The 21,202-nt window shown below is 68.5% G+C and carries 21 protein-coding genes; 7 read left to right on the top strand and 14 right to left on the bottom strand.

Going from position 1 to position 21,202, the window contains the following annotated elements:
- Nucleotides 1–54: 54 nt before the first annotated feature.
- Complete coding sequence (locus ACV7NN_RS03325) at nt 55–2,616, top strand: ATP-dependent Clp protease ATP-binding subunit (RefSeq protein WP_463348164.1); 2,562 nt, start codon at nt 55–57, stop codon at nt 2,614–2,616.
- Nucleotides 2,617–2,701: 85 nt separating this feature from the next.
- Here the strand turns inward: ACV7NN_RS03325 and ACV7NN_RS03320 are convergent, their stop codons facing one another.
- From ACV7NN_RS03320 to ACV7NN_RS03290, 7 genes are all read right to left on the bottom strand, one after another.
- Nucleotides 2,702–3,088: an SHOCT domain-containing protein gene (locus ACV7NN_RS03320; protein ID WP_463348163.1), complete on the bottom strand. Its 387-nt coding sequence runs from the start codon at nt 3,086–3,088 to the stop codon at nt 2,702–2,704.
- 117 nt (nt 3,089–3,205) lie between these two features.
- Nucleotides 3,206–3,487, bottom strand: a complete 282-nt coding sequence (locus tag ACV7NN_RS03315) for a hypothetical protein (RefSeq protein ID WP_463348162.1) — start codon at nt 3,485–3,487, stop codon at nt 3,206–3,208.
- A gap of 55 nt (nt 3,488–3,542) precedes the next feature.
- Nucleotides 3,543–4,355: an ABC transporter permease gene (locus ACV7NN_RS03310; protein WP_463348161.1), complete on the bottom strand. Its 813-nt coding sequence runs from the start codon at nt 4,353–4,355 to the stop codon at nt 3,543–3,545.
- A complete protein-coding gene (locus tag ACV7NN_RS03305) occupies nt 4,355–5,227 on the bottom strand; it encodes an ABC transporter permease (protein ID WP_463348160.1) in 873 nt (290 codons plus the stop codon). Before ACV7NN_RS03305 ends, ACV7NN_RS03310 begins: the two co-directional genes overlap by 1 nt.
- Nucleotides 5,206–6,408 carry an ABC transporter substrate-binding protein gene (locus tag ACV7NN_RS03300; protein ID WP_463348159.1) on the bottom strand — a complete coding sequence of 401 codons (1,203 nt, stop codon included), beginning with the start codon at nt 6,406–6,408 and terminating at the stop codon, nt 5,206–5,208. The genes ACV7NN_RS03305 and ACV7NN_RS03300 overlap by 22 nt, the downstream gene beginning before the upstream one ends.
- 118 nt (nt 6,409–6,526) lie before the next feature.
- Nucleotides 6,527–7,663 (bottom strand): ABC transporter ATP-binding protein, encoded by a 1,137-nt coding sequence (locus ACV7NN_RS03295; RefSeq protein WP_463348158.1) that lies wholly within the window; start codon nt 7,661–7,663, stop codon nt 6,527–6,529.
- A 96-nt stretch (nt 7,664–7,759) separates the two neighbouring features.
- Nucleotides 7,760–8,248: a hypothetical protein gene (locus tag ACV7NN_RS03290; protein ID WP_463348157.1), complete on the bottom strand. Its 489-nt coding sequence runs from the start codon at nt 8,246–8,248 to the stop codon at nt 7,760–7,762.
- Nucleotides 8,249–8,407: 159 nt separating this feature from the next.
- Here ACV7NN_RS03290 and ACV7NN_RS03285 point away from each other — a divergent pair, with 159 nt between their 5' ends.
- Nucleotides 8,408–9,424: a PHP domain-containing protein gene (locus ACV7NN_RS03285; protein WP_463348156.1), complete on the top strand. Its 1,017-nt coding sequence runs from the start codon at nt 8,408–8,410 to the stop codon at nt 9,422–9,424.
- Nucleotide 9,425: 1 nt separating this feature from the next.
- Here the strand turns inward: ACV7NN_RS03285 and ACV7NN_RS03280 are convergent, their stop codons facing one another.
- Nucleotides 9,426–9,683: a hypothetical protein gene (locus ACV7NN_RS03280; RefSeq protein ID WP_463348155.1), complete on the bottom strand. Its 258-nt coding sequence runs from the start codon at nt 9,681–9,683 to the stop codon at nt 9,426–9,428.
- Nucleotides 9,684–9,794: 111 nt separating this feature from the next.
- The gene (locus ACV7NN_RS03275) at nt 9,795–13,103 is read right to left on the bottom strand and encodes a glucodextranase DOMON-like domain-containing protein (RefSeq protein WP_463348154.1); all 3,309 of its coding nucleotides are present in this window, start codon (nt 13,101–13,103) and stop codon (nt 9,795–9,797) included.
- A gap of 125 nt (nt 13,104–13,228) precedes the next feature.
- On the opposite strand from ACV7NN_RS03275, the gene ACV7NN_RS03270 reads away from it, so the two are divergent.
- Nucleotides 13,229–13,558, top strand: a complete 330-nt coding sequence (locus ACV7NN_RS03270; protein ID WP_463348153.1) for a hypothetical protein — start codon at nt 13,229–13,231, stop codon at nt 13,556–13,558.
- Nucleotides 13,559–13,582: 24 nt separating this feature from the next.
- Here ACV7NN_RS03270 and ACV7NN_RS03265 read toward each other — a convergent pair whose 3' ends face one another.
- From ACV7NN_RS03265 to ACV7NN_RS03255, 3 genes are all read right to left on the bottom strand, one after another.
- A complete protein-coding gene (locus ACV7NN_RS03265) occupies nt 13,583–13,948 on the bottom strand; it encodes a DUF7882 family protein (RefSeq protein ID WP_463348152.1) in 366 nt (121 codons plus the stop codon).
- 168 nt (nt 13,949–14,116) lie between these two features.
- Nucleotides 14,117–14,239 carry a type B 50S ribosomal protein L36 gene (gene ykgO / locus ACV7NN_RS03260; protein WP_463348151.1) on the bottom strand — a complete coding sequence of 41 codons (123 nt, stop codon included), beginning with the start codon at nt 14,237–14,239 and terminating at the stop codon, nt 14,117–14,119.
- A gap of 68 nt (nt 14,240–14,307) precedes the next feature.
- Nucleotides 14,308–15,432: an NYN domain-containing protein gene (locus ACV7NN_RS03255; protein ID WP_463348150.1), complete on the bottom strand. Its 1,125-nt coding sequence runs from the start codon at nt 15,430–15,432 to the stop codon at nt 14,308–14,310.
- Nucleotides 15,433–15,581: 149 nt separating this feature from the next.
- On the opposite strand from ACV7NN_RS03255, the gene ACV7NN_RS03250 reads away from it, so the two are divergent.
- Entirely contained in the window at nt 15,582–17,081 is a 1,500-nt protein-coding gene (locus tag ACV7NN_RS03250) for an FAD-dependent oxidoreductase (RefSeq protein ID WP_463348149.1), read from the top strand.
- A gap of 35 nt (nt 17,082–17,116) precedes the next feature.
- On the opposite strand, the gene ACV7NN_RS03245 is transcribed toward ACV7NN_RS03250, so the two are convergent.
- Complete coding sequence (locus ACV7NN_RS03245) at nt 17,117–17,440, bottom strand: hypothetical protein (RefSeq protein WP_463348148.1); 324 nt, start codon at nt 17,438–17,440, stop codon at nt 17,117–17,119.
- Between the two features lie 106 nt (nt 17,441–17,546).
- On the opposite strand from ACV7NN_RS03245, the gene ACV7NN_RS03240 reads away from it, so the two are divergent.
- Complete coding sequence (locus ACV7NN_RS03240; RefSeq protein WP_463348147.1) at nt 17,547–18,503, top strand: nucleoside hydrolase; 957 nt, start codon at nt 17,547–17,549, stop codon at nt 18,501–18,503.
- Nucleotides 18,504–18,710: 207 nt separating this feature from the next.
- Nucleotides 18,711–19,508 (top strand): class I SAM-dependent methyltransferase, encoded by a 798-nt coding sequence (locus ACV7NN_RS03235; RefSeq protein WP_463348146.1) that lies wholly within the window; start codon nt 18,711–18,713, stop codon nt 19,506–19,508.
- A gap of 96 nt (nt 19,509–19,604) precedes the next feature.
- Here the strand turns inward: ACV7NN_RS03235 and ACV7NN_RS03230 are convergent, their stop codons facing one another.
- The gene (locus ACV7NN_RS03230) at nt 19,605–20,255 is read right to left on the bottom strand and encodes a hypothetical protein (RefSeq protein WP_463348145.1); all 651 of its coding nucleotides are present in this window, start codon (nt 20,253–20,255) and stop codon (nt 19,605–19,607) included.
- Between the two features lie 86 nt (nt 20,256–20,341).
- Here ACV7NN_RS03230 and ACV7NN_RS03225 point away from each other — a divergent pair, with 86 nt between their 5' ends.
- Entirely contained in the window at nt 20,342–21,190 is an 849-nt protein-coding gene (locus tag ACV7NN_RS03225) for an MIP/aquaporin family protein (protein WP_463348144.1), read from the top strand.
- Nucleotides 21,191–21,202 lie beyond the last annotated feature (12 nt).

The raw sequence follows: 21,202 nt of genomic DNA, 5'->3' as shown, positions 1-21,202 counted from the left end.
CCTGTTGTTGAAGTTGAGTGAACACGACTCAACTTCAGAGAAACAGGAGACCTCGTGCCCGACAACTTCACGCCGGAGAGCGACAGCGGCAACTCGTTCGACGAGTTCCTCGCGCGTTACCTCGCCGGTGAGCGCGCCCGCTCGGCGCGCTCGATCGACATCAGCCGCTTCCTCAGCCGCCGCACCCAGGAGATCCTGGCCGAGGCCGGCCGCTTCGCGCTCGAACACGGCCACCAGGAGCTCGACTCCCTGCACATCCTGCGGGTCATGGTCGAGCAGGGGCCCGCAGCCGACGCGATGCGCCGGATCGGTGTCGACCCTGCCACGGTCGCGGCCGCCGCTGAGCAGCGGCTCCCGCAGAGCGGCAGCATCGTCGATGCGGACTCCGCGTCGATCACGCCGTCCGCCCAGCGTGCGCTCTTCCACGCGTACCAGGTGGCCCGCGCATCCGGTGCGACCTACATCGACCCCGAGCACCTCTTCTTCGCTCTCGTGCTCGTACAGGATTCGCCCGCCGGGCAGGTCCTCCAGTCCGCTGGTGTGACCCCAGAGGCGCTCACCTCCGCCATGCGGCAGACCACGAACGTGGGCCCGGACGGCTCGCCGGCACCTGACCAGGGTGCTGGGGCGTCGGACACACCCATGCTCGACCAGTTCGGCACCGACCTGACCGCGCTCGCGCGCGACGGCGGGCTCGACCCGGTGATCGGCCGCCTCGACGAGATCGAACAGACCGTCGAGATCCTCTCCCGGCGCACCAAGAACAACCCGGTGCTCGTCGGCGAAGCCGGCGTCGGCAAGACCGCGATCGTGGAAGGACTCGCCCAGGCCGTCGTCGACGGCGCCGTGCCCGAGCAGCTCCGGGGCAAGCGCGTCATCGCGCTCGACCTGCCCGGAATGGTCGCGGGGACCCGTTACCGCGGCGACTTCGAGGAGCGGATCACCAAGCTCATGGATGAGATCAGCGCCCGGCGCGATGAGCTGATCGTCTTCATCGACGAGCTGCACACCGTCGTCGGCGCAGGCGGCTCCGGTGACGGGGGCGGCATGGATGCTGGCAACATCCTGAAGCCGCGCCTCGCCCGCGGCGACCTGCATCTCGTCGGCGCGACCACCCTCAAGGAGTACCGCCGCATCGAGAAGGATCCCGCGCTCGAGCGGCGATTCCAGCCGGTGACGGTCGGCGAGCCCAGCACCGAGGACGCGGTGCTCATCCTCGCCGGCCTGCGAAAGGTCTACGAGGAGCACCATGGTGTGCGCTACACCGACGACGCCATCCGTGCGGCCGTCGAGTTGTCGGCGCGCTACGTGTCCGACCGGTTCCTGCCGGACAAGGCCATCGACCTGATCGACCAGGCCGGCGCTCGGCTGCGACTGTCGCTCGGCAAGCGGATCGACGCATCCGCCCTGCTCGAGCGCCTCGCGAACCTGGAGGCCGAGAAGAACTCGGCCGTCACCGCGGAGCACTACGAGGATGCGTCTCGGCTGCGTGACGAGATCGAGGCCGTCCAGGCCGAGCTCGACACGATGAGCACGCAGCCCCAGGTGGACGCGGTCGTCGACGAGCCCGAGATCGCCGCCGTGATCTCGCGGGCGACCGGCATCCCGGTCAGCCGCATCGGCGACGCGGACCGCGAGCGCCTCGCACGGCTCGAGACCGAGCTGCACGAGCGCGTGATCGGTCAGGATGACGCGGTCGTCGCGGTCTCCAAGGCTGTGCGGCGCAACCGCACCGGGATGGGCGACCAGCGGCGCCCGGTCGGCAGCTTCCTCTTCCTGGGGCCCACGGGCGTCGGCAAGACCGAGCTCGCGAAGGCTCTCGCCGCGTCGCTGTTCGGTGACGAGAAGGCGATGCTGCGCTTCGACATGAGCGAGTTCGGCGAGCGGCACACCGTCGCGCGCCTGGTCGGCGCCCCTCCCGGATACGTCGGGTACGACGAGGCCGGGCAGCTCACCGAGCGCGTGCGGCGCAACCCGTATTCGGTCGTGCTGTTCGACGAGATCGAGAAGGCGCACCCGGACGTGTTCAACGTGCTGCTGCAGGTGCTCGACGACGGTCGTCTCACCGACGGCCAGGGCCGCACGGTCGACTTCCGCAACACGGTCGTCATCATGACATCGAACCTCGGTTCGGAGTTCCTCGCCTCGAGGAGCGGCGCGCTCGGATTCGTGCCGGTGGGGGCATCCGCCGACGCGTCAGGGTTCGCCTCCGAGAAGGATCTGCGCGACCGGGTCATGGGCAAGCTGCGCGAGGCCATGCGCCCCGAGTTCCTGAACCGGATCGACGAAATCGTGCTGTTCCGCAAGCTGGACACGGCTCAGCTGCGCGACATCGTGCGCCTGCTGCTCGCAGCGACGGCCGCCAGGCTCCAGCAGCGGGACGTCGTCTTCGAGGCGACGGAGGCCGCCGTGGCGTGGATCGCGGACAACGGGTACGAGCCCGAGTACGGTGCACGACCGCTGCGACGGCTCATCCAGCGCGAGCTCGACGACCGCATCGCCGACCTGCTGGTCAGCGGTGAGCTGGTCGACGGAGGAACGGTGCACGTGGATGCGCGCGACGGCGAGCTCGTCGTCGCCGCGTCGCTGCCGGTCGAGCTGCCCGCAGCGGCCTGACCGCAGAGCCACACACAACAGGGTTCGCCCCGAGGAGCGTGATCTCCTCGGGGCGAACCCTGTTCAGGCGTGTGCGGCCCGTGCGTCAGGCGCTTTTGGCGAGCGCGTTCGCCTTCAGCGTGTCGAATTCGGCCTGGCTGAGCGCGCCGGAGTCGAGAAGTGCTTTCGCCTTCGCGATGTCATCGGCCGGCGACGAGGTCCCGGCGACGTTCCGGATGTACGAGTTGGTGTCGGCCTGCGCCGCCTGCATGGCTGCGCGCTGGCGTTCGGACATCTCGCGTCCCCGTGCGATCAGGTAGACCAGCGCGGTGAGGAACGGCAGGAAAATAAGGAAGATGACCCAGACGGCCTTCCACCACCCGTTGAGTTTGTGGTCGCGCATGAGGTCCCCGATGATCGAGAACAGGATCATCAGGTAGGCGATGAAGACGAACGTCCAGAAGAAGAACGATACGAAGTCCCAGAAATTCACGGCGTAGACCTTTCGAACGATGCGGACCCGACGGGAGCGCCAGTCGATTGACGGTAACCGTGCGGACGCCATCGCTGCATCACCCGCATCGGGTGATGTCGCAGGATCACACCGGACTCAGGTGACCGGGATGTTGTGGCGGCGGAGCACCGCATCCCGTTCGCTCTTCAGCGAGCGGAGCGTGTCGTCGTCGAGTCCCGGCTCGATGAGGTCGACGAAGGGGCTCGGCTGCCCCGTGCGGGTGTGCACCGCTTCGGTGTAGGCATTGGCGGCCGACTGGACGCGGGCGCTCGCCTTCTGCGCCTGCTTGATGGGGACGCGCGGGGCGCTCATCACCTCGGCGTGCTTCTTCAGCGCCTTGAGGAGCTCTTTGAGCGTGGAATCGATCTTCTTGGACACCTGCTCATTGTGACGTATCCGCGCCCTCGCGACCTAGCCCGCACCCGTGCGGGCGCTAGACGCGACTGGTCGCGGAGTCGCCGGAGAATCGCTGCGCGAGCCACACGGGGATGACCGCGACGACGACCAGCACGGCCGCGACGACGTTCACGACCGGCGCCTGGTTCGGGCGGAACAGGTTGCTGAAGATCCACAGCGGCAGGGTCTGGATGGCCGGGCCGGCCGTGAAGGTCGTCACGACGATCTCGTCGAAGCTCAGCGCGAACGCCAGCACCGCGCCGGCGATGAGTGCGCCGCGCACGCCGGGGAACGTCACCCGCCAGAAGGTCTGCCATCCGGATGCGCCGAGGTCGGCCGATGCGTCCTCGAGCGATGTCCCCACGCGGCGGAGCCTCGCCTGCACGTTGTTGTAGACGATGACGATGCAGAACGTCGCGTGCCCGATGATGACCGTCGCGAGCCCGAGCGCCACCCCGAACGGGCCGAGCACCTGCACGAACGTCGCGTTGAGCGCGATGCCTGTGACGATGCCGGGCAGGGTGATCGGCAGCACGACAAGGAAACTGATCGTGCTCTTGCCGAAGAACGCGAAGCGCTGCACCGCGAAGGCGGCCATCGTTCCGAGCAGGAGCGCGATGAGCATCGCGCACAGCCCCGCGATCACCGAGGTGCCGAGCGCCGCCAGCGCACCGCTGCTCTGTGCTGCCCTCTGCCACCATTCCAATGTGAACGACGTCGGCGGGAACCCGAACGTCCGCGAGCTGTTGAAGGAGTTCAGCACGATGAGCGCCAGTGGGATGTAGAGGAGCGCGAGCCCGATCACCATGCAGATGGTGAGGATGACGCGCAGCGAGAGGGGCAGTTTCATCAGACGTTCTCCAGGGCGCCCGTGCGGCGCATCGCGAAGAGGTACAGCACGATGGCGGCGAGCGGGATGAGCGAGAGTGCGGCCGCGAACGGCTGGTTGTTGGCTGTCACGAGCTGCCCGTAGATCAGGTTGGCCAGCAGCTGCGTCTTGCCGCCGACGATGCCGACGGCGATGTAGTCGCCGAGCGTCAGCGAGAACGTGAAGATCGAGCCTGCCGCGATCGCCGGGAAGACGAGCGGCAGAGCGACCGACCGGATGGTGCGCCAGGTGCTCGCGCCAAGGTCGAAGCTCGCCTCGACCAGGGAGTCGGAGACCCGGTCGAACCCGGCGTACACCGGGATGATCATGTACGGCAGCCACAGGTAGGCGAGTGTGATGATCACCGCAGTGAGTCCGTAGCCCGGGGTGTTCCCGCCGGTCACGGCCGCGAGCGGTCCGTTCGGGGCGAGCAGGATACGCCACGCGTACGCCTTCACCAGGTAGCTCGCCCACAGCGGTGTGGTCACCGCGACGACCAGCGCGATGCGGCCCCGCGGCGACGCCACCTTGCTCATGAACAGCGCCATCGGCACGGCGACCACCACATCGATGACCGTCACGGTGACGGCGACGAGGATGGTGCGCAGCGCGACCTCGCCGAACAGTGGGTCGGTGAAGAGCCGCGTGATGTTGTCGAGGGTGAAGGTGTGGACGACGGCGCCGGTGAAGTCGTCGACCGTCCAGAACGCCGACACCAGCATCACGGCGATCGACCCGAGGTACATCACCACGAGCCAGAGCAGCGGCACGCTGAGAAGCAGCGCGAGCCGTGCCCTGGGCCTCGTGGAGAGGTAGCTGGGCCGCCGTGCGGCTAGCCCCTGATCTGCTGCCACGCGTTCACCCAATCGGTGTACGAGGTGCAGTCGGTGCCCTTGCCGTCGACGCAGTCCTTCGTCGGGGTCGTCCAGTACGCGATCTTCTTCGCGTAGTCCGCGTCGGTGGCGTGGTACGTGGCGCAGAAGTTCGGGTCGCTCGTCTCGGTGCAGGCCAGGGTCTGAGCGGGTGCTTCACCGAACCATTCCGCGACCTGGGCGTTCACCTTCGCCGACGTGATCCAGTTCATCCACTCGTACATGCAGTTCGGGTGCTTGGCCTTCGTGGAGACCATCCAGGTGTCCGACCAGCCGGTCGCGCCTTCCTTCGGAATGACGGTGTCGACCTTGACCTTGGCGTCGGAGTTGATCAGGTTCGCGATGACCTGCCAGGTGGTGCCGACGACGGACGTTCCGGACTCGAAGGCCTGGACCTCCTTGGTGTAGTCGGACCAGTACTCCCCGACGTTCTGGTTCTGGTTCTTGAGCACGGCGACCGCCGCCGCGAGCTGCTTCGCGGTGAGCGAGTACGGGTCGGTGATGCCCAGCGACGGTTTCGTCGCCTTCAGGTAGAGGGCCGCATCTGCGATGTAGATTGGGGAGTCGTACGCGGTGACCTTGCCCTTGTACGCGCTGGAGTCGCCGAACACGGCGGACCAGGACGTCGGGGCCGGCGTCACGACGGACGGCGTGTACATCAGCAGGTTGGCGCCCCAGCCGTGGGGGATGCCGTACATCTGGCCGTTGACCGAGTTCCATTTTCCGTTCTTCAGGAACGGCGAGATCGTCTGGTAGTTGGGGACGAGCTTCGTGTTGACCGGGGCGACGTCGCCCGCGTAGATCAGGCGCAGCGTGGCGTCACCCGAGGCGGAGACGCCGTCGTACTGGCCGGTGCGCATGAGCTGGACCATGTCGTCGGAAGTGGCGCCGTACGTGGTGTGCACCTGGCAGCCGGTCTGCGCTTCGAACGGGTGGACCCAGTCGACCGTCTTGTCGTTGGAGCCGTCCTCGGCGTAGCCCGCCCAGGCGATCAGGTTGAGCTGTCCTTCGCCGGTGCCGACGGACGACTGCATCTTCTCCTTGGGCGGCTGCGCGCGGGTGCCCGTCGTCGTCGACGTGCCCGCGGAGCATCCGGACAGGAGGACCGTTGCGGCGAGCAGTACTGCTGCTCCGGCGCTCGCGGTGCGAAACATCGTTTTCATGACGTGCCTCTCGTTTTCTGCTGTGGGGGGTGTGGGGTGTGCTGTTGTGGGGTGCGGTGGTGCTCGGGTCGTGTTTCGGGTCGGTTTTCTCGGGTTCGTGCGGGTGCTGCTCGAGGGGTCAGTCCGCGATGCGGCGGAGGGCCGCTTCCGGCCAGGAGACGGTGACGTCGCTTCCGCGCTGGATACGCGGGTCGAGTCCACCGTGTGCGTTCAGCACCGTCGCGCTGAGGGCGAGACCGGCGGGCCCGTCGGTGACGATGCGGGTGACCGAGCCGGCGTAGACGACGTCGCGGACGACCCCGTCCGCGCGGATCGCGCCGGCCGGAACGGGTTCGCCGCGGTAGCTGATCGCGACCTTCTCGGGGCGGACGGCGAACGAGCCGGTCAGCCCGAAGACGGACTGCGCAGCATCCGCGTTGATGAAGTTCGACGAGCCGACGAATCCCGCAACGAAGGCCGTGGCGGGATGCTCGTACACGTCGCGCGCGGCACCCAGCTGCTCGATGCGCCCGTTGTTGAAGACGGCGAGCCGGTCGCACAGGGTGAGCGCTTCGTCCTGGTCGTGGGTGACGAAGACGAAGGTGATCCCGATGTCGCGCTGGATCGCTTTGAGCTCGAGCTGCATCTGCTCGCGCAGCTTGAGGTCGAGTGCGCCGAGCGGCTCGTCGAGCAGCAGCACGCGGGGGCGTTTCACGAGCGCGCGGGCGAGGGCCACGCGCTGCCGCTGGCCGCCGGAGAGCTGGTTGGGTCTGCGGTCGCCGAAGCCGCTGAGCCTGACCATCTCGAGTGCTTCGCCGACGCGGCGGATGCGTTCCGCCTTCGGCACCTTGTTGACGAGGAGGCCGTATTCGATGTTCTTGGCGACCGTCATGTGGGGGAAGAGCGCGTAGTCCTGGAAGACCGTATTGACGTCGCGACGGTAGGAGGGGAGTGCCGTGGCGTCCGTGCCGCCGAGGAGCACCGAACCCGAGGTCGGGGTCTCGAAGCCGGCGATCATGCGCAGCACGGTGGTCTTGCCGGAGCCCGACGGGCCGAGCATGGCGAAGAACTCGCCGTCGTACACGTCGAGGTCGACGTCGTCGACGGCCGTGATCGAGCCGAAGGTCTTGCGGAGTCTGCGCAGGGAGATCTGTGCCGTGCGGGAGTCCTGGGCTCCACCCGCGGTATCCGTCGAGCTGGTTCGGGTCAGCTCGCTGGTTGTAGCACCTGCTGATTCCGAAGGAAACTCGGGGTCTGCAGTGCGGAATTCGGTCATTTCACTCTTCTGGGGGACGATTTCGGTTGTCGGAATGAAAGTAATGCAATCACGCGGCCCGGGCCTCGTCAAGCTGGGGCGCGCCGCGGAACACAGTCATGCGCTCGCGGCTTCGCGGACGAGTTCCCGCCGCACCAGGCGCCGGATCACCCAGATGCCCGCGGCGACTCCGAGCACGGCGACGATGACGATGACGACCGGCGGCAGCCGCAGGTCGATCGCAGTCACGATGCAGAAGCCGTCGAACAACGAGATCAGCACGAAGCCGACGTGCCCGAGAAAGGCCGTGCGCCAGCCGGTCCGCTGGCGCACCAGGGAGCGACGCGCCTGCTCTACCCGGATGATCAGGTAGATGGCGAGCAGCGACAGGATGCCGAACGCGATGCGTTTCGTCGGCCCGAGCGTCGCCCAGTCGAGTGCGACCACGAGGATGAGACACGCCATGGCAGCATCGATGAGCGCGTAGTAGGAGATGAACCGGCGGGAGCGGGCGGTCCCCGGGAGCGTGGCCATCATCAGCGCCCCGAGGACGAATCCGGCCACCGCGAACGTCGCGTGCAGAACGATGAGGCCCGTATGCACCATGGCGCCCTCCCTGGGGCAACGCTAGACCCGCGCCGACCGGCAGCGGAAGCGCTCCGCGCGGGCACCCGATCAATCGAGCACAGGAAAAGTCACGTCATCCGCCAGGATCGAGATGACTTTTCCTGTGCTCGACGGCGCGGATGCGGGCATGATGGACGCGTGGACGCCGCCGACGCACTGAACGAGATCGCCTTCTGGCTCGAACGCGAACTCGCCCCGACCTTCAAGGTCCAGGCGTTCCGCAAAGCGGCGGTGATCGTTGCAGGGCTCGGGCCCGACGAGGTGACCGCGCGAACCCGCGACGGCCGCCTGAAGTCGATGAAGGGGATCGGTGACGCCACGTTCATGGTCGTCAGCCAGGCGGTGGATGGTGCGGTTCCGGAGCGTCTGCAGAGCCTGCGCGAGCGCAACGCGCATCCCCTCGCATCCGGCGGGGCCGAACTACGCGCCGCCCTGAAGGGCGACCTGCACAGCCACAGCGACTGGTCGGACGGTACGACGTCGATCGAGCTCATGGTCGACGGAGCGCGCTTCCTCGGCCGCGACTACCTTGCACTCACCGATCATTCGCCCACCCTGACGGTGGCGAGCGGACTGACCGCCGAGCGTCTCGCCGAGCAGCTCGACGTCGTCGCGGACATCAGCACGGCCGGCGGCGTCAGGCTCCTGAGCGGCATCGAGGTCGACATCCTCGAGAGCGGAGAACTCGATCAGGAGGCTGAGATGCTCGGCCGGCTGGATGTGGTGGTCGCCAGCGTGCATTCGAAGCTGCGGTCCGACTCGATCGTGATGACGCAGCGGATGCTCGGCGGCATCCGCGACCGGCACACGAACGTCCTCGGGCACTGCACCGGTCGCCTGGTCTCGGGTTCGCGCGCCCCACGGCCGCCGTCCGACTTCGACGCGGCACGGGTGTTCGCCGCGTGCGCCGAGAACGATGTCGCCGTCGAGATCAACTCGCGGCCAGAGCGGCAGGATCCGCCCGACGACCTCATTCAGCTCGCGCTCGATGCGGGCTGCCTGTTCAGCATCGACAGCGACGCGCACGCGCCCGGGCAACTCGACTTCCTTGCGTACGGCGCCGAACGCGCAGCCGCCAACGGAGTCCCCGCCGAGCGGATCATCACGACCTGGAGCGCCGACCGGCTGCTCGAGTGGACGCACGCCAAACGGTAGGTCAGGTCGCGGCGTCCTGCCGCACGTCCTCCGTGGTCATCGGGATCGTCGCCAGGTACGGGTACGCGGGCATGAGCGAGTAGTCCGAGTCGTCCTCGAGTTCGTAGACGTCGTAGGCGAGCGCGCCGCAGAAGGTGGTCGTGACGCGGATCTGCCCGGGCGGGCATCCGCCGATCAGAGGCACGAGGACGACACTGTCGAGGGTCTGGCCGTCCTCGTAGAGGAGTGCCGCTTTGATGGTTCGCGATGAAGCGTCCATGCGGCGCACACTAGTCCTGCCCGCCCGTGTCGTTCGCCATCCACGCCGTCGAGCACAGGAAAAGTTCCCCCGATCCTTGCCGAGAAGGTGACTTTTCCTGTGCTCGACGGGTCAGGGGACGGTCAGCCCGTGGACGACGACGGGGTTGTGGGTGAGGAAGTCCAGCTCGTCGGCCTGGGTGACCCCTGCCGGAGGAATCGTGTCCATCACCTTGGGCACGGTGTTGGGATCGCCGGCGCAGAGCGGGTTGGACACCCCGGTCGCGCAGACCCCGAAGCTGTACTGCCCCGGCGTGCTCGTGAACGCCCGCGTCTGGTCGACGCCGTGGGTGCCGTCCTGCCCGGTCAGCGTGACCGCGAAAGTCCAGCCGCTCGCGGGAGTGCCGCCGAGGGCCGCCTTGTCGACACTGAACGTGATGTACCGCGAGACCTGGTTCGCACCCACCGTGACCGTGCCGGTCGAGGTGCCGGACGCATCCAGGATCTTGCTGCCGGGGAAGCCCTGCGCCTCGATCAGCCGGCTCCAGGCCGGGGTGACCTGATAGTTCATCCCCGGGTAGCTCGACGCCGTCGAGGTGCTGGCGGCTCCGGGTTGGCCGACGTACACGTCTACGAGTTGCGCTCCGTTGGTCGACCCGAACGTCGGGGTGAGGTCGGCGGTCTGCACCCGGAAGGTCACCGTCGTGCCGGTGTCATACACCTGGAACTTCGTCAGGTCGAAAGCTCCGGCATGGAAGTCGCCGGCCGTCGGATACGCGTACGTCCCCGGCCCGTTGTCGTCGCCGGTCGGGTCGTCCGCGCTGAAGATGAGTGTTCCGTTGACGACGTCGTTCACGACGGACCGCACGGTCTGCGCCGTTCCGCCTCCCGGCGCGGTGCTCGTGACGACGAGCACGTTCGTGCCCGCTGCCGAAGTGAGGTCGATGCTGAAAGTACCGTCAGCGGCCGCCGTGGTCTTCGCGAGGGTCGTGGCCGAGTTCCCGTCTGTCGCCACATCCGCCACGTCGATCGTCGCGTGCGGAGCCGCGGTGCCGGCGACCGTGATGGTCGAGCCGGCGGCCGTTCCGTCGACAGGCGACGTGACGGTCAGGGCCGTGCCTTTCTGGCTGTGGGCGACGTACCGGTCGCGCACCTGCGCGGGCTGCTCGACGCTGCGTCCCGCTGCCAGGTCGGCGGTGAGCCGCACCTGCGAGGCTGAGCCCCACGACAGCGGCGACGCGGATCCGTCGGCCTCGCCGTTCACGAACCCGATGGATGCGGTGGCCGGGTCGGAGCCGTAGGGCGCCCGCGCCAGGTCGGGACGGTCCCACACCTGCTCGGGGACGAGGCCCGCGCCGGAGTTCATCGCATTGATCGCGACGAGGACCGAGGCGGCGCTGCCGGACTTGCCCTGGGCAAGGTACTGCTGCGCCCGCTCGGCGCCGAGCACAGGCCACGGGTGTCCCGTTCCACTGTTGCCGTTCGTCCACGGCGCACCGGTGATGGTGCATGCATTGCCCGAGCCTGCCACGCAGTCGCCGTAGCCGTCGCCGTTGTAGCGCAGCCAGCCGGGTCTGTTCGCCGTCTGGTGCTGGATGGTGCCGTCGGTGACCGCCAGCGAGTTCGCCACGACCGGGTCCGTGGCCGGCAGGATGCCGAGGCGCACGTACTCGAGGAAGCCGGCGTCGACGATCGAACGCTGATCGAGGGTCGGGCCGCCGTTGCCGACGTTGTACGAGATCGCAGCGTTCGGGTCGCCGGTCTTGGAGAGACGGATGAAGTACGGCGAGGTCGACAGCGGTCCGGTCGTCGTCACGCCCCAGGTCGTGATCGTGCGCTGGTACTGGTCGGCCGTCGCGCGCCATACCCGTGCGCTCGCCGCATCCCCGTGCGTATCGGCGATGGTGGCCGCGGCGATGAGGCCTGCGATCTCGGCGGCGATGGTCGACGGCGAGTATCCGGTCTGCTCCTCCCAGCGCTCGACGCCGAAGCTCGGGCCGTGGCTGATCAAAAAGTCGGCCGCGCTCCGGATGTGCGGCCAGAGTGTGTTGTCGGAGGCGAGGCCGGACTGGAGGGCCATGAGGATCGGGTAGGCCGTCTCGTCGAGCTGGTCGTTGAACGCATCCGCGGCCTTCGTGCCGTCGACGAGAGAGTTGCGCGGCTGCGACCCGTTCGCCTGCTGGCTCTTCGTGAGCAGGAAGCGCACGGTGTCGCGGGCGGTCGCGAGGTCGCCGTCGGTGTAGAGCGCGGTCCAGGCCTCGTAGAGGTCGCGCGAGAACACTTCGCGATAGCCGCTGGTGAAGAGGTTGTTCGGGTCGTTGGCCACGATGGACTGGCCCCACGGGGCGTCGAGCCCGGCGACGATCGCGCCGGGGAAGGTCTTGTCCTCCGAGGCTTTCACCACGTTCGCCGACTGGTAGTAGTCGAGCAGGGCCGTCCTGCGCTGGCTGCTGGTGAGCGCTGTGCCGTTCAGGGCGGGCCGCTTGAGACCGGCGTCGTATTTCAGCCAGCCCGCAAGGTAGGTGGCGGTCAGCAGTGCGAGCGGAGTGCGCGCGGTCGAGCCAGCAGTAGCGACGGCCTGGGCCTGTGAGGTTCCGAAGCCGAGAGCGACCGTGGCCGAGCCGCTGCGGTCGCGCTTCATGCCGACGGTCTGCTCGACGTTGCCTCCGGTGGCGGTCGCTGCGGCGGGGCTGAGCGAGTGGATGCTGTCCAGCTGCGTGATCGAGTCGCTCGCTGTCCCGACGAATCCACTGCTCACGGCCGAGAACGGCTGGTCCGCGCGCAGAGCGAGGAACGACGGTACGGCGTACGCCGTGCGGTTCGCCTGGCTGGTCGTGTGCGTGTCGTACGTGACGGGCACCGGGGTTCCCGTCGACGTGTCGACGACGGCACTGTCGGCGCCGCCGTTCGCGGAGCCGCCCCCGCCGTTGCCGCCGGCGTTCGCATCCAGTCGCAGGTAGAGCCCGTAGTCCCGGGCGCTCTTCGTCAGCGGAACGTACTTGGTGTGGACGACGACGCTGTCGCGGGCGGGGTCCGTCAGGTAGGTGTTCACGAGGCGGTAGGCGCCGCTCTTCGCGGTCGAGGTGACGGTGCAGGTCATGCCGGTCGGGTCGGACGCGACGGTGTAGGTCGTGTCGCGCTCCTGGAGGTCGGCGAAGGTCGAGCCGTCGGTGACGAGATACTGCATCGTCTCCACGTTCGTCGCGTCGACGGTCGGAGCGTAGACGTCGCTCAGGACGCCGTTCGCTACGGTGAACCAGATCTTCGAGCCCGTGTTGCGGGCGGTGCCGACGCAGTCCTTGCGCGACTGGCCCTGGTGACTGACCGCTCCCGGCGACCCGGTCGCTTCGGTCGCGGCCTGTGCGCTGACGGAGCTCAGGCCGATCGCGGCGAGCGCGAACGTGGTCACGGCGACGGGCAGGACGAAACGGCGACGGATCACGGTCCACTCCTTCGAGGTCAGCTCCCCTGCTGACACATCACAGGCGACGCTACGCCTGAGCGGCAGGAGAGACAACCACGGGTTTCGCACGGCCGCCTGCGCGCGTTGGGCGTACTATCCACACCGTGATCACACTCTCCTGGCTCCTGCTCATCGGCCTCGTCGGCGGAGTGCTCGCCGTCGTCGACGGCGCCGCACGCACCCGCGGGCGCGGCACGCCCATCCTCGCGGTCATCGAGATCATCGTCGGCGCGCTCTTCGTGCTCTCGCTCTTCTTCCCGGCCATCCCGTTCGGCTCGGTGACGCTCGCTGTCATCACGGTGATCGTGCTGGTGGTGCAGCTCGTGCTGCCCGGCCGGCGCGGTGGGAGCGCGATGACGATCGTCGCGCTCATCCTGACGGCCGCCTGGATCGTGCTCGCCCTGCGCTGGGTGGCGATCCCCGGCGTCAACTGACGCGAAGGGACCTGACGCGAAGGGTCAGAGTGCGCCCGGGCGCCCCCTGCGCTTGGCGGCGGTCCCTTCAGGGATTTCCTCGCGGATCTCCGCCCGGATCTCGTCGTCGAGTCGCAGACCCGAGGACGAGTTCGACGACTCCGTCAACAGCATCAGCCAGTCCTTGTTGACCGGGGGCATTCCGGGGCCCGAGTAGCGGAACAGCAGGCTGAGCGAGGGATCGATCCAGACGGTGCTCACGACGCCATCGCCGCCGCCGGTCCGGTCCGTCCAGGTCATCATGAAGCCTTCGCGGCGGCGGAGCTTGAGGCCGATCACGATCTGCAGGTGCCCGAGCACACGGTCGTCGAACGTGAACTCGGAGGTGCCGTTGTAGACGAGGGTTCCCATAGCCCGCTCCGCTCCGAACCGTTGTGCGGTGTGAACTCCCCGCGCTCCGAATGCTATTGGAAACGATCCCGTTCGCGCGCCCCCAATACGCGGATGGGCACAGGGTCCTCCCCGAAGAGACGTTGCCCCGGTGTCAGGACCCTGTGCCCGAGGGTGACGGCTTCGCGCTCAGCCCTGGCGGGCCTTGAAGCGCGGGTTGAGCTTGTTGATGACATATGTGCGGTTGCGGCGGCGGACGATCTGCGATCCCTGCTGGGTCTTCATCGAACGGAGTGAGTTGCGTACCTTCATGAGTGGTTTCCTTCCCTCTCATGAGAACGCTTCTCAGTAGGGATTCATTCCACGGTCGGTGCGCGGGGTCAGGCTGATGCGCGCTCCGGTGCCAGTCTCATCAGGCGCGTCGTGCTCGATTCGTCGAGCTCCGCGATCTCGGGGAGCGACTTCACGAAGTCCGAGAACGACCGGAAGCCCAGCGTCTTCTCGCTGAACGACGGATCCATGCGCTTCATCTGCGACTTGACCGACGAGCTGTGGAGCCAGTCGGCATCGTCCTTCTCGTGGCCGAGACGGAGCGCGCGCTCCAGCAGCCGGCTGGCGACGGCCTGCGGGTCCTCGGCAGGCTCCTCCGGCTCGGACTCTGCCTGCTCGGGTTCGGCGATCTCGAGCGCGTCGGCTCCTGCAGCGTCCGCCGGACCGGCCGACCGCGACCTGCGGCGTGAGCGCGGGGGTGCGGAAGCGGCCTCGGACTCGGTGCCCGGCTGGGTGTCAGCGCCGGCCGCAACCGGCTCGGCCTGCTCGACGACAGCATCCGCAACCACCCGCCCGGATGTCTTCTTCGCCGGCTTCTCCTTCGTCGGTGCCGCCGCAGGGGCCTGCGCGGCCGCAGGCGCCGCCTTGGCGGGCTCGCGCACCACTCGCTCGACCCCCGGCAGGTCGTCGTAGTTCACGAACTCGTCGCACGCCGCCGCGAGGGTCTTGCTCGTCGAGCCCGCCATCCCGACCCCGACCACGTACCGGCCGAGGCGCTTGCAGCGCTGCGCGAGCGCGATGTAGTCGGAATCGCCGGCCACGATCACTACGTGGGTCAGGTCGGGAAGACGGAACAGGTCCTCCACCGCGTCCACTGCGAGCCGGATGTCGGCCCCGTTCTTCGCATACGCGGCGGCCGGGAACAGCTGCACCAGGTCGACGGCCCTGCCCACGAGCTGGCCGCGGTAGTCCGCGTTCATCGGGGCCGACCAGTCCGCGTAGGCCCGGGTCAGCACCAGGGTGCCGAACGAGGACGCGAAGTCGATGACCGCACCGAGGTCGACCCGGGCGCGGGCGAGCCGCTCCGCGACATCCGGGTCCGAGTCCACGCCTGCAGCGATCTTCGCCCGGTCGCGCTGGAACGCATTGCGCCCGTTCACCTGGTCGTAACGCGACAGGATGATGTTGTCGAAGTCGATGTAGACGGCGACGCGGCCGTCACCCGGTTCAGCCATGGGTCCTCTTCTCGCCGATAGACCGCATCGTGCGGTGCGAGTCCAGTCTGGCCGAAGTTTCGCCCGGATCGACCATTGGACACCGATGAGGCGTACCGTGCCGCGTAAGGCCCCGTGCCGCGTGGGCCTTCACGGCAGGAGACGGCGAAATGACTTCTCTCTGGCTGGCACGCGCGGGCCGTGCCGACACCGATCCGTACCGGGCGGGCGAACACGTCGACACGATCGTCGTCGGCGCCGGGATCACCGGGCTCACCACAGCGCTCCTGCTCGCCAGGGCGGGCAAGCGCGTCGCCGTGCTCGAAGCACGCAGGATCGGTGCGGGCGCGACCGGGAACACCTCGGCGAAGCTCAGCCTTCTGCAGGGCGACGTGCTGGGCAGCATCCGCCACCACACCAACGACCGGGTGCTCCAGGCCTACGTCGACGGCAACCTGGCCGGGCGCCGCTGGCTCCTCGACTACCTCGATGCGCGCTCGGTCCCGGTCCAGCGCAGAGATGCCTGGACGTTCGCGACGACCGTGGACGGCGTCGCGCTCCTGGATGCGGAACTCGCGGCGTCCCGCGTCGCCGGTCTCGCGGTCGAACGCGACGACGACACGGAACTGCCCTTCCCGATCGAGGGCGCGCTTCGGCTGCGCGACCAGGCCCAGTTCGATCCGATGGACGTACTGCTCGCTCTGGCGGCCGACGTGCGGGCGGCCGGGGGAGTGATCGTGGAAGGCGAGAGGGTGGTGGGGGTGGATGCGGGCAAGCCGGCGACGGTGAGTTGCGCATCCGGGCCGATGACCGCTGACGCGGTGGTCCTGGCGACCGGCGCGCCCATCCTCGAGCGCGGCCTCTACTTCGCCAAGACCGACGTGCGCCGGTCGTACGTCATCGCGCTGCGGGTGCCGGGAGGGTCGGAGGCGATCCCCCGTGGCATGTACCTCTCGATCGAACGGCCCACCCATTCACTCCGCACGGCGTCCGATCCCGGCGGCGAGCTGCTGCTCGTGGGCGGCAACGGGCACCCCACCGGCCGGGTCGACTCGGAGCGCAGCTACGTCGACGGATTAGCGCAGTGGGGCATCGAGAACTTCCCCGGTGCCGTCGAGGCGCACCGCTGGTCGGCGCAGGACTACCGCTCCGGCAACCTGATCCCCTTCGTCGGGTGGTTCCCGCGTGGCCGCGGGCGCGTCTACGTCGCGACCGGCTACAACAAATGGGGCATGACGAACGGAGTCGCGGCAGCACTCAGCCTGACCGCCGACCTGACCGGAGAGAAGCTGGACTGGGCCGAGGTGCTGCATCACCGCGTGACACACGCAGCCGACCTCGCCGCCGGAATCGGACGCAACGCCGTGGTCGCCGCCACGATGACGAAGGACTGGGTCGCCACCGAGACCACAGGGCCGCAGATCGCGGAGGAGACGAGTCCGCCCGCAGAGGGCACGGGGCATGTCGGGCACGCCGGAAGGCACCCGGTCGCCGTCTCCACGATCGACGGCCGCACCTGCGCCCTATCGGCGGTGTGCACCCACCTCGGCGGCATCGTGCACTGGAACGACGCCGAGCTCTCGTGGGACTGCCCGCTGCACGGATCACGGTTCGCGCCCGACGGTGAGGTGCTGGAAGGCCCGGCCACGGAGTCGCTCCGCACTGCGTGAACGCTCAGACGGATGCGGCGAGCGGCTCGGGCTGTTCAGCGGTGTCGGGCGCGGGAGCGCCACATCCAGCCTCCCTCACCGGCCGGCTCAGCGACCGAGGTCACCTCGAGAACCTGGTGAAGCGTGGGAGCGTCCCGCAGCTGGGCCAGCGCCTCCTCGAACCGACGATGGTAGGTCCGCCTGCCCGGCCGGCAGATCTCGGTCACCTCGAACATCCCATCGACCTGCTGCACGAAACCGAGGAGGGAGCGGGGGTCGGCTTCGTCGCCGCCCGCCAGACTCACGCGCCATTCGGAGAGGGAGATCTCGACGACATCCACCCCGAGATGGGCATACGTCTGGAGTCTTCGGTGTTTCATGACGCTCACTCAACTCCCGCGGGCCCCCGCGCAGCAGGGGTTGACATCCGTCACTTTCGTGCTGGAGCAGCGGGCTAGGATCGCTGGAGCGAAGAGACGAGGGACTGTGACCACCGGCGCACGACGACCGCTGTATTTCGACTGCGACACAGGCGTGGACGACGCGCTCGCCCTGGCCTACCTGCTTGCGTCGCCCGAGGTCGAGATCGTCGGCATCGGCTCCGTGAGCGGTAACACCGACGCGGCCCAGGCGGCGCGCAACACCCTCGACCTGCTCGCGCTCGCGGGCCATCCCGAGGTGCCTGTTGCGGTCGGCGCGCACGACCCGCTTGTCGGGTCGTATGCCGGAGGGGCACCGGATGTCCACGGCGGGAACGGCATCGGCGGCGTCCAGCTTCCGCCGTCGGTACTGCAGCCGGTCGACGAGGACGCCGCGGCCATGCTCGTGCGCCTCGCCCACGAGTACGACGGCGACCTGACGGTTCTGGCCGTCGGCCCGCTCGCGAACCTCGCCATCGCACTGGAGCGCGATCCCACGATCGCGACACGGGTCCGCGAGGTGATCGTGATGGGCGGCGCCGTGTACGTGCCGGGCAACATCAATCCGATCGCTGAAGCGAACATCGGTCACGATCCCGAAGCGGCGCGCGCTGTCGTCGAGGCCGCGTGGCCGCTGACGCTCGTGCCGCTGGACGTCACACTGCAGCACCTGCTCGAGGAGCCGGACCGGCAGCGGCTGCTGGCGTCCTCGCATCCGCTTCCCCGGAACCTGGGGGTCATGCTGGAGCAGTACTTCGAGTTCTACGTCTCCTATCTCGGTCGGCCCGGGTGCGGGCTGCACGACCCGCTCGCTGCGGCGGTACTGGTCGGCGGACTCGGCTCCGTGCGCTCGCCGAGGGTCGCCATCGAGGTGGATGTGAGCGACGGCCCCGAGCGCGGACGCACCCGCGCGCTCGACACTGCTGATGCGTCGGGCTCTGCGCGACCGGTGACGGTCGTGCTCGAGACGGACGGATCACTGGCGCCCCATCTCATGGAGCGAATCCTCGCGACGTTCGGCTGAGCCCGAGACGCCGCTGAGCGGAGACGCAGGAGAATCCGGCACGAGATGTGAGCTCTGCACCGTCACCCCCGGCGTGTTGGGTGCAGAGCTCACAACCCGCCGCGACGGTAAGCGGCCGAGCCACATCCGAGCCGAAAGACTGACGAAATCTCGCCCGAGTCGGAGGACACTGGAAGAGCCGGCAACCGCGAAGGTGAGGAGGATGCCGTGACACGGACCGACGAGCACGACACCTGGGAGAGCGGCAGCGCCTATGAGCGCTATGTCGGCCGCTGGAGCACGGGCGTGGGCCAAGTGTTCCTCGAGTGGCTCGACCTGCCGGGTGGCCTGCGCTGGCTCGATGTCGGCTGCGGCACGGGCGCGCTCACCGCCGGGATCCTCGATCGTTGCGACCCTGCGTCCGTCGTCGGCGTGGAACCGTCCGAGGCGTTCCTGGCGGACGCGAAGCAACGGCTGGGTGCGAGAGCCGAGCTTCACCGTGCGGATGCGGAGGCGCTTCCCCTTCCCGACGAATCCGTCGATGTCACGGTCTCGGGGCTGGTGCTGAACTTCGTTCCGGATGCCCGAACCGCAGTCGCGGAGGCGAAGCGCGTGACGCGCGCGGGCGGCACTGTCGCCGCCTACGTCTGGGATTACGCCGGTCACATGCAGCTGATGCGGTACTTCTGGGATGCTGCGGTCGAACTGGACCCCCGCGCACCGGATGAGGGCACCCGGTTTCCGATCAGCGACCCCGGGCGGCTGGAGGAGCTCTTCGCGGGAGCCGGTCTCACGGGTCAGCACGCGCGATCGATCGACATTCCGACGACGTTCACCGACTTCGACGACTACTGGCAGCCCTTCCTCGGCGGCCAGGGCCCTGCACCGACCTACCTGCTGTCGCTCGACGAAGCGGCCCGCGGGCGGCTGCGCGACCGCGTCCGCGAGCGACTGCCGATCCGGCCGGACGGGTCCATCGCGCTCGTGGCGCGCGCCTGGGCCGTCCGCGCATCCGTCCCCGCCTGACGCTCACCGCCCGCCCCTCCCCGTCGCTGCTCGTCGCTGCTCGTCGCACGACTTTCGTCTCGCTGCACGCGGTAGACCACGTGCGGCAAGACGCATCTAGTGCGGCTGGACGGACGCCGACGTCGGCACCCGCGCCGGCCTGCTCAGCAGGGCCGCGATGAAGAAGCAGGCGGCGCCCAGGAGGGTGCCCGCGTTCGCCCAGAACAGGCTCAGCAGGTCGCCGGTCGACGGGATGACGTATGCACCGATCGCGGACACACCGAACAGCACGGATCCCGTCATGTTCAGCCACGTGCACTGCCACGTGCGCGCCTGCGGGTCCCAGAGCCGGTCCCGCTCGGTCGTGGCGACCCCGGCGAAGGCACTCGAGACCAGAAAGCAGATCGATCCGAACACGTCCGGGCGCCACCCGCTGTTCACCGTGGCCGCATCGTTGATCGCGTGCACGAGGGCATCCGTCGTGCTGACGTTGAAGAAGAGCGTCCCGACGAACTGCACGGCCGCCGACCACCAGTCGAACGTGTCCGGGCGGTTCGTCCGACGGCGCGGCGGACGCCGGCCGCTCAGGCCCAGCTGGATGAGTGCCGCGGCCGTGAAGAACAGCGCACCGACGAAGAACGTCAGGTTGTCGATCGTCGCGCCGACCGCCTCGGCGTAGAACGGCACAGCGCCGACCATGAAGAACAGCGAGCCGATCGCGAAGCCCCACGCCTCGCGCCGCAGCCGGAACACCGGGTCAGCTCTCACCCCACCGAAAGTAGTGCCCTGCCGCCGCGGCGACATCATCCTGTCCGGGTGAGCGCCGGGCACTGTGCAAGGACTACATTGTCGCCATGAGCGACGACAACGAACTCGACAAGTCTGCGGACGTAGTGCTGTCCGACCTGGTTCACGGACGCATCGTGCATCTGCCGGTCAGTGTGGACAGGGCCATCGAAGACTTCCACGACAGCTCCCAGGAGTGGCGGCGGCTCTTCTCCGAACTCTTCGGCACCTTCCTGCTGGTGCTCGTCGCCGCCGGTGGCGGCATGATGGGCCAGGCGTTCCCGAACACGATCACCCGGACGGACGCAGTGACCGCCCCGGGCCTCATGGTCTTCGCGATCATCCTCTTCATGGGCAAGGTGTCCGGCGCGCACCTGAATCCGGCCGTGAGCATCGCATTCGCCCTGCGCGGCGACTTCCCGTGGTCGCGCGTGCCCGGATACATCCTCGTGCAGCTGGCCGGTGCATCCCTCGCTGCCTGGTTCCTCACCGGTGTGCTGCCCGTCTCTGCGAAGTACGGCTCGAACTACCCGGCCAGCGGGTACGCGGCCGGGATCGCGTTCGTCATGGAACTGGTGCTGACATTCGGCCTGGTCAGCGTGATCCTCGGCACCGCATCCGGCGCCCAGAACCTGGGGATCATCGGCGCGTTCGGCGTCGGCGCCTACATCATCCTCGCCGGGCTCTGGGCGAGCCCGATCTCGGGCGCCTCGATGAACCCGGCGCGCACGTTCGGGCCGGACCTGCTCGCGGGCGACTGGACGTCCTACTGGGTCTACGTGTTCGGGCCGATCGCCGGCGCCGTGGTCGCCGTCGGCGCCGCCTTCCTCCTCCGCGGCCAGGGTGGGGGCGCGTCCGGCTCGGGTGCCGCCCAGGGAGCGCTGGACACGAAGGTCGCCAAGCCGGACAAGGCCTGAACCCGACACGCG

This window comes from Leifsonia sp. Ger2509 (assembly GCF_055231915.1).
Note: the sequence above shows the minus strand (reverse complement) of the source record. Positions and strands in the feature narration are given on the sequence as shown.

Bases quoted from the DNA above. Each gene is read 5' to 3' on its own strand.
- ACV7NN_RS03265 (WP_463348152.1), bottom strand. From the start codon at position 13,948: ATGGGAACCCTCGTCTACAACGGCACCTCCGAGTTCACGTTCGACGAC.
- ACV7NN_RS03250 (WP_463348149.1), top strand. From the start codon at position 15,582: ATGACTTCTCTCTGGCTGGCACGCGCGGGCCGTGCCGACACCGATCCG.
- ACV7NN_RS03280 (WP_463348155.1), bottom strand. From the start codon at position 9,683: ATGGACGCTTCATCGCGAACCATCAAAGCGGCACTCCTCTACGAGGAC.
- ACV7NN_RS03300 (WP_463348159.1), bottom strand. From the start codon at position 6,408: ATGAAAACGATGTTTCGCACCGCGAGCGCCGGAGCAGCAGTACTGCTC.
- ACV7NN_RS03310 (WP_463348161.1), bottom strand. From the start codon at position 4,355: ATGAAACTGCCCCTCTCGCTGCGCGTCATCCTCACCATCTGCATGGTG.
- ACV7NN_RS03295 (WP_463348158.1), bottom strand. From the start codon at position 7,663: ATGACCGAATTCCGCACTGCAGACCCCGAGTTTCCTTCGGAATCAGCA.
- ykgO (WP_463348151.1), bottom strand. From the start codon at position 14,239: ATGAAGGTACGCAACTCACTCCGTTCGATGAAGACCCAGCAGGGATCG.
- ACV7NN_RS03225 (WP_463348144.1), top strand. From the start codon at position 20,342: ATGAGCGACGACAACGAACTCGACAAGTCTGCGGACGTAGTGCTGTCC.
- ACV7NN_RS03245 (WP_463348148.1), bottom strand. From the start codon at position 17,440: ATGAAACACCGAAGACTCCAGACGTATGCCCATCTCGGGGTGGATGTC.
- ACV7NN_RS03255 (WP_463348150.1), bottom strand. From the start codon at position 15,432: ATGGCTGAACCGGGTGACGGCCGCGTCGCCGTCTACATCGACTTCGAC.
- ACV7NN_RS03290 (WP_463348157.1), bottom strand. From the start codon at position 8,248: ATGGTGCATACGGGCCTCATCGTTCTGCACGCGACGTTCGCGGTGGCC.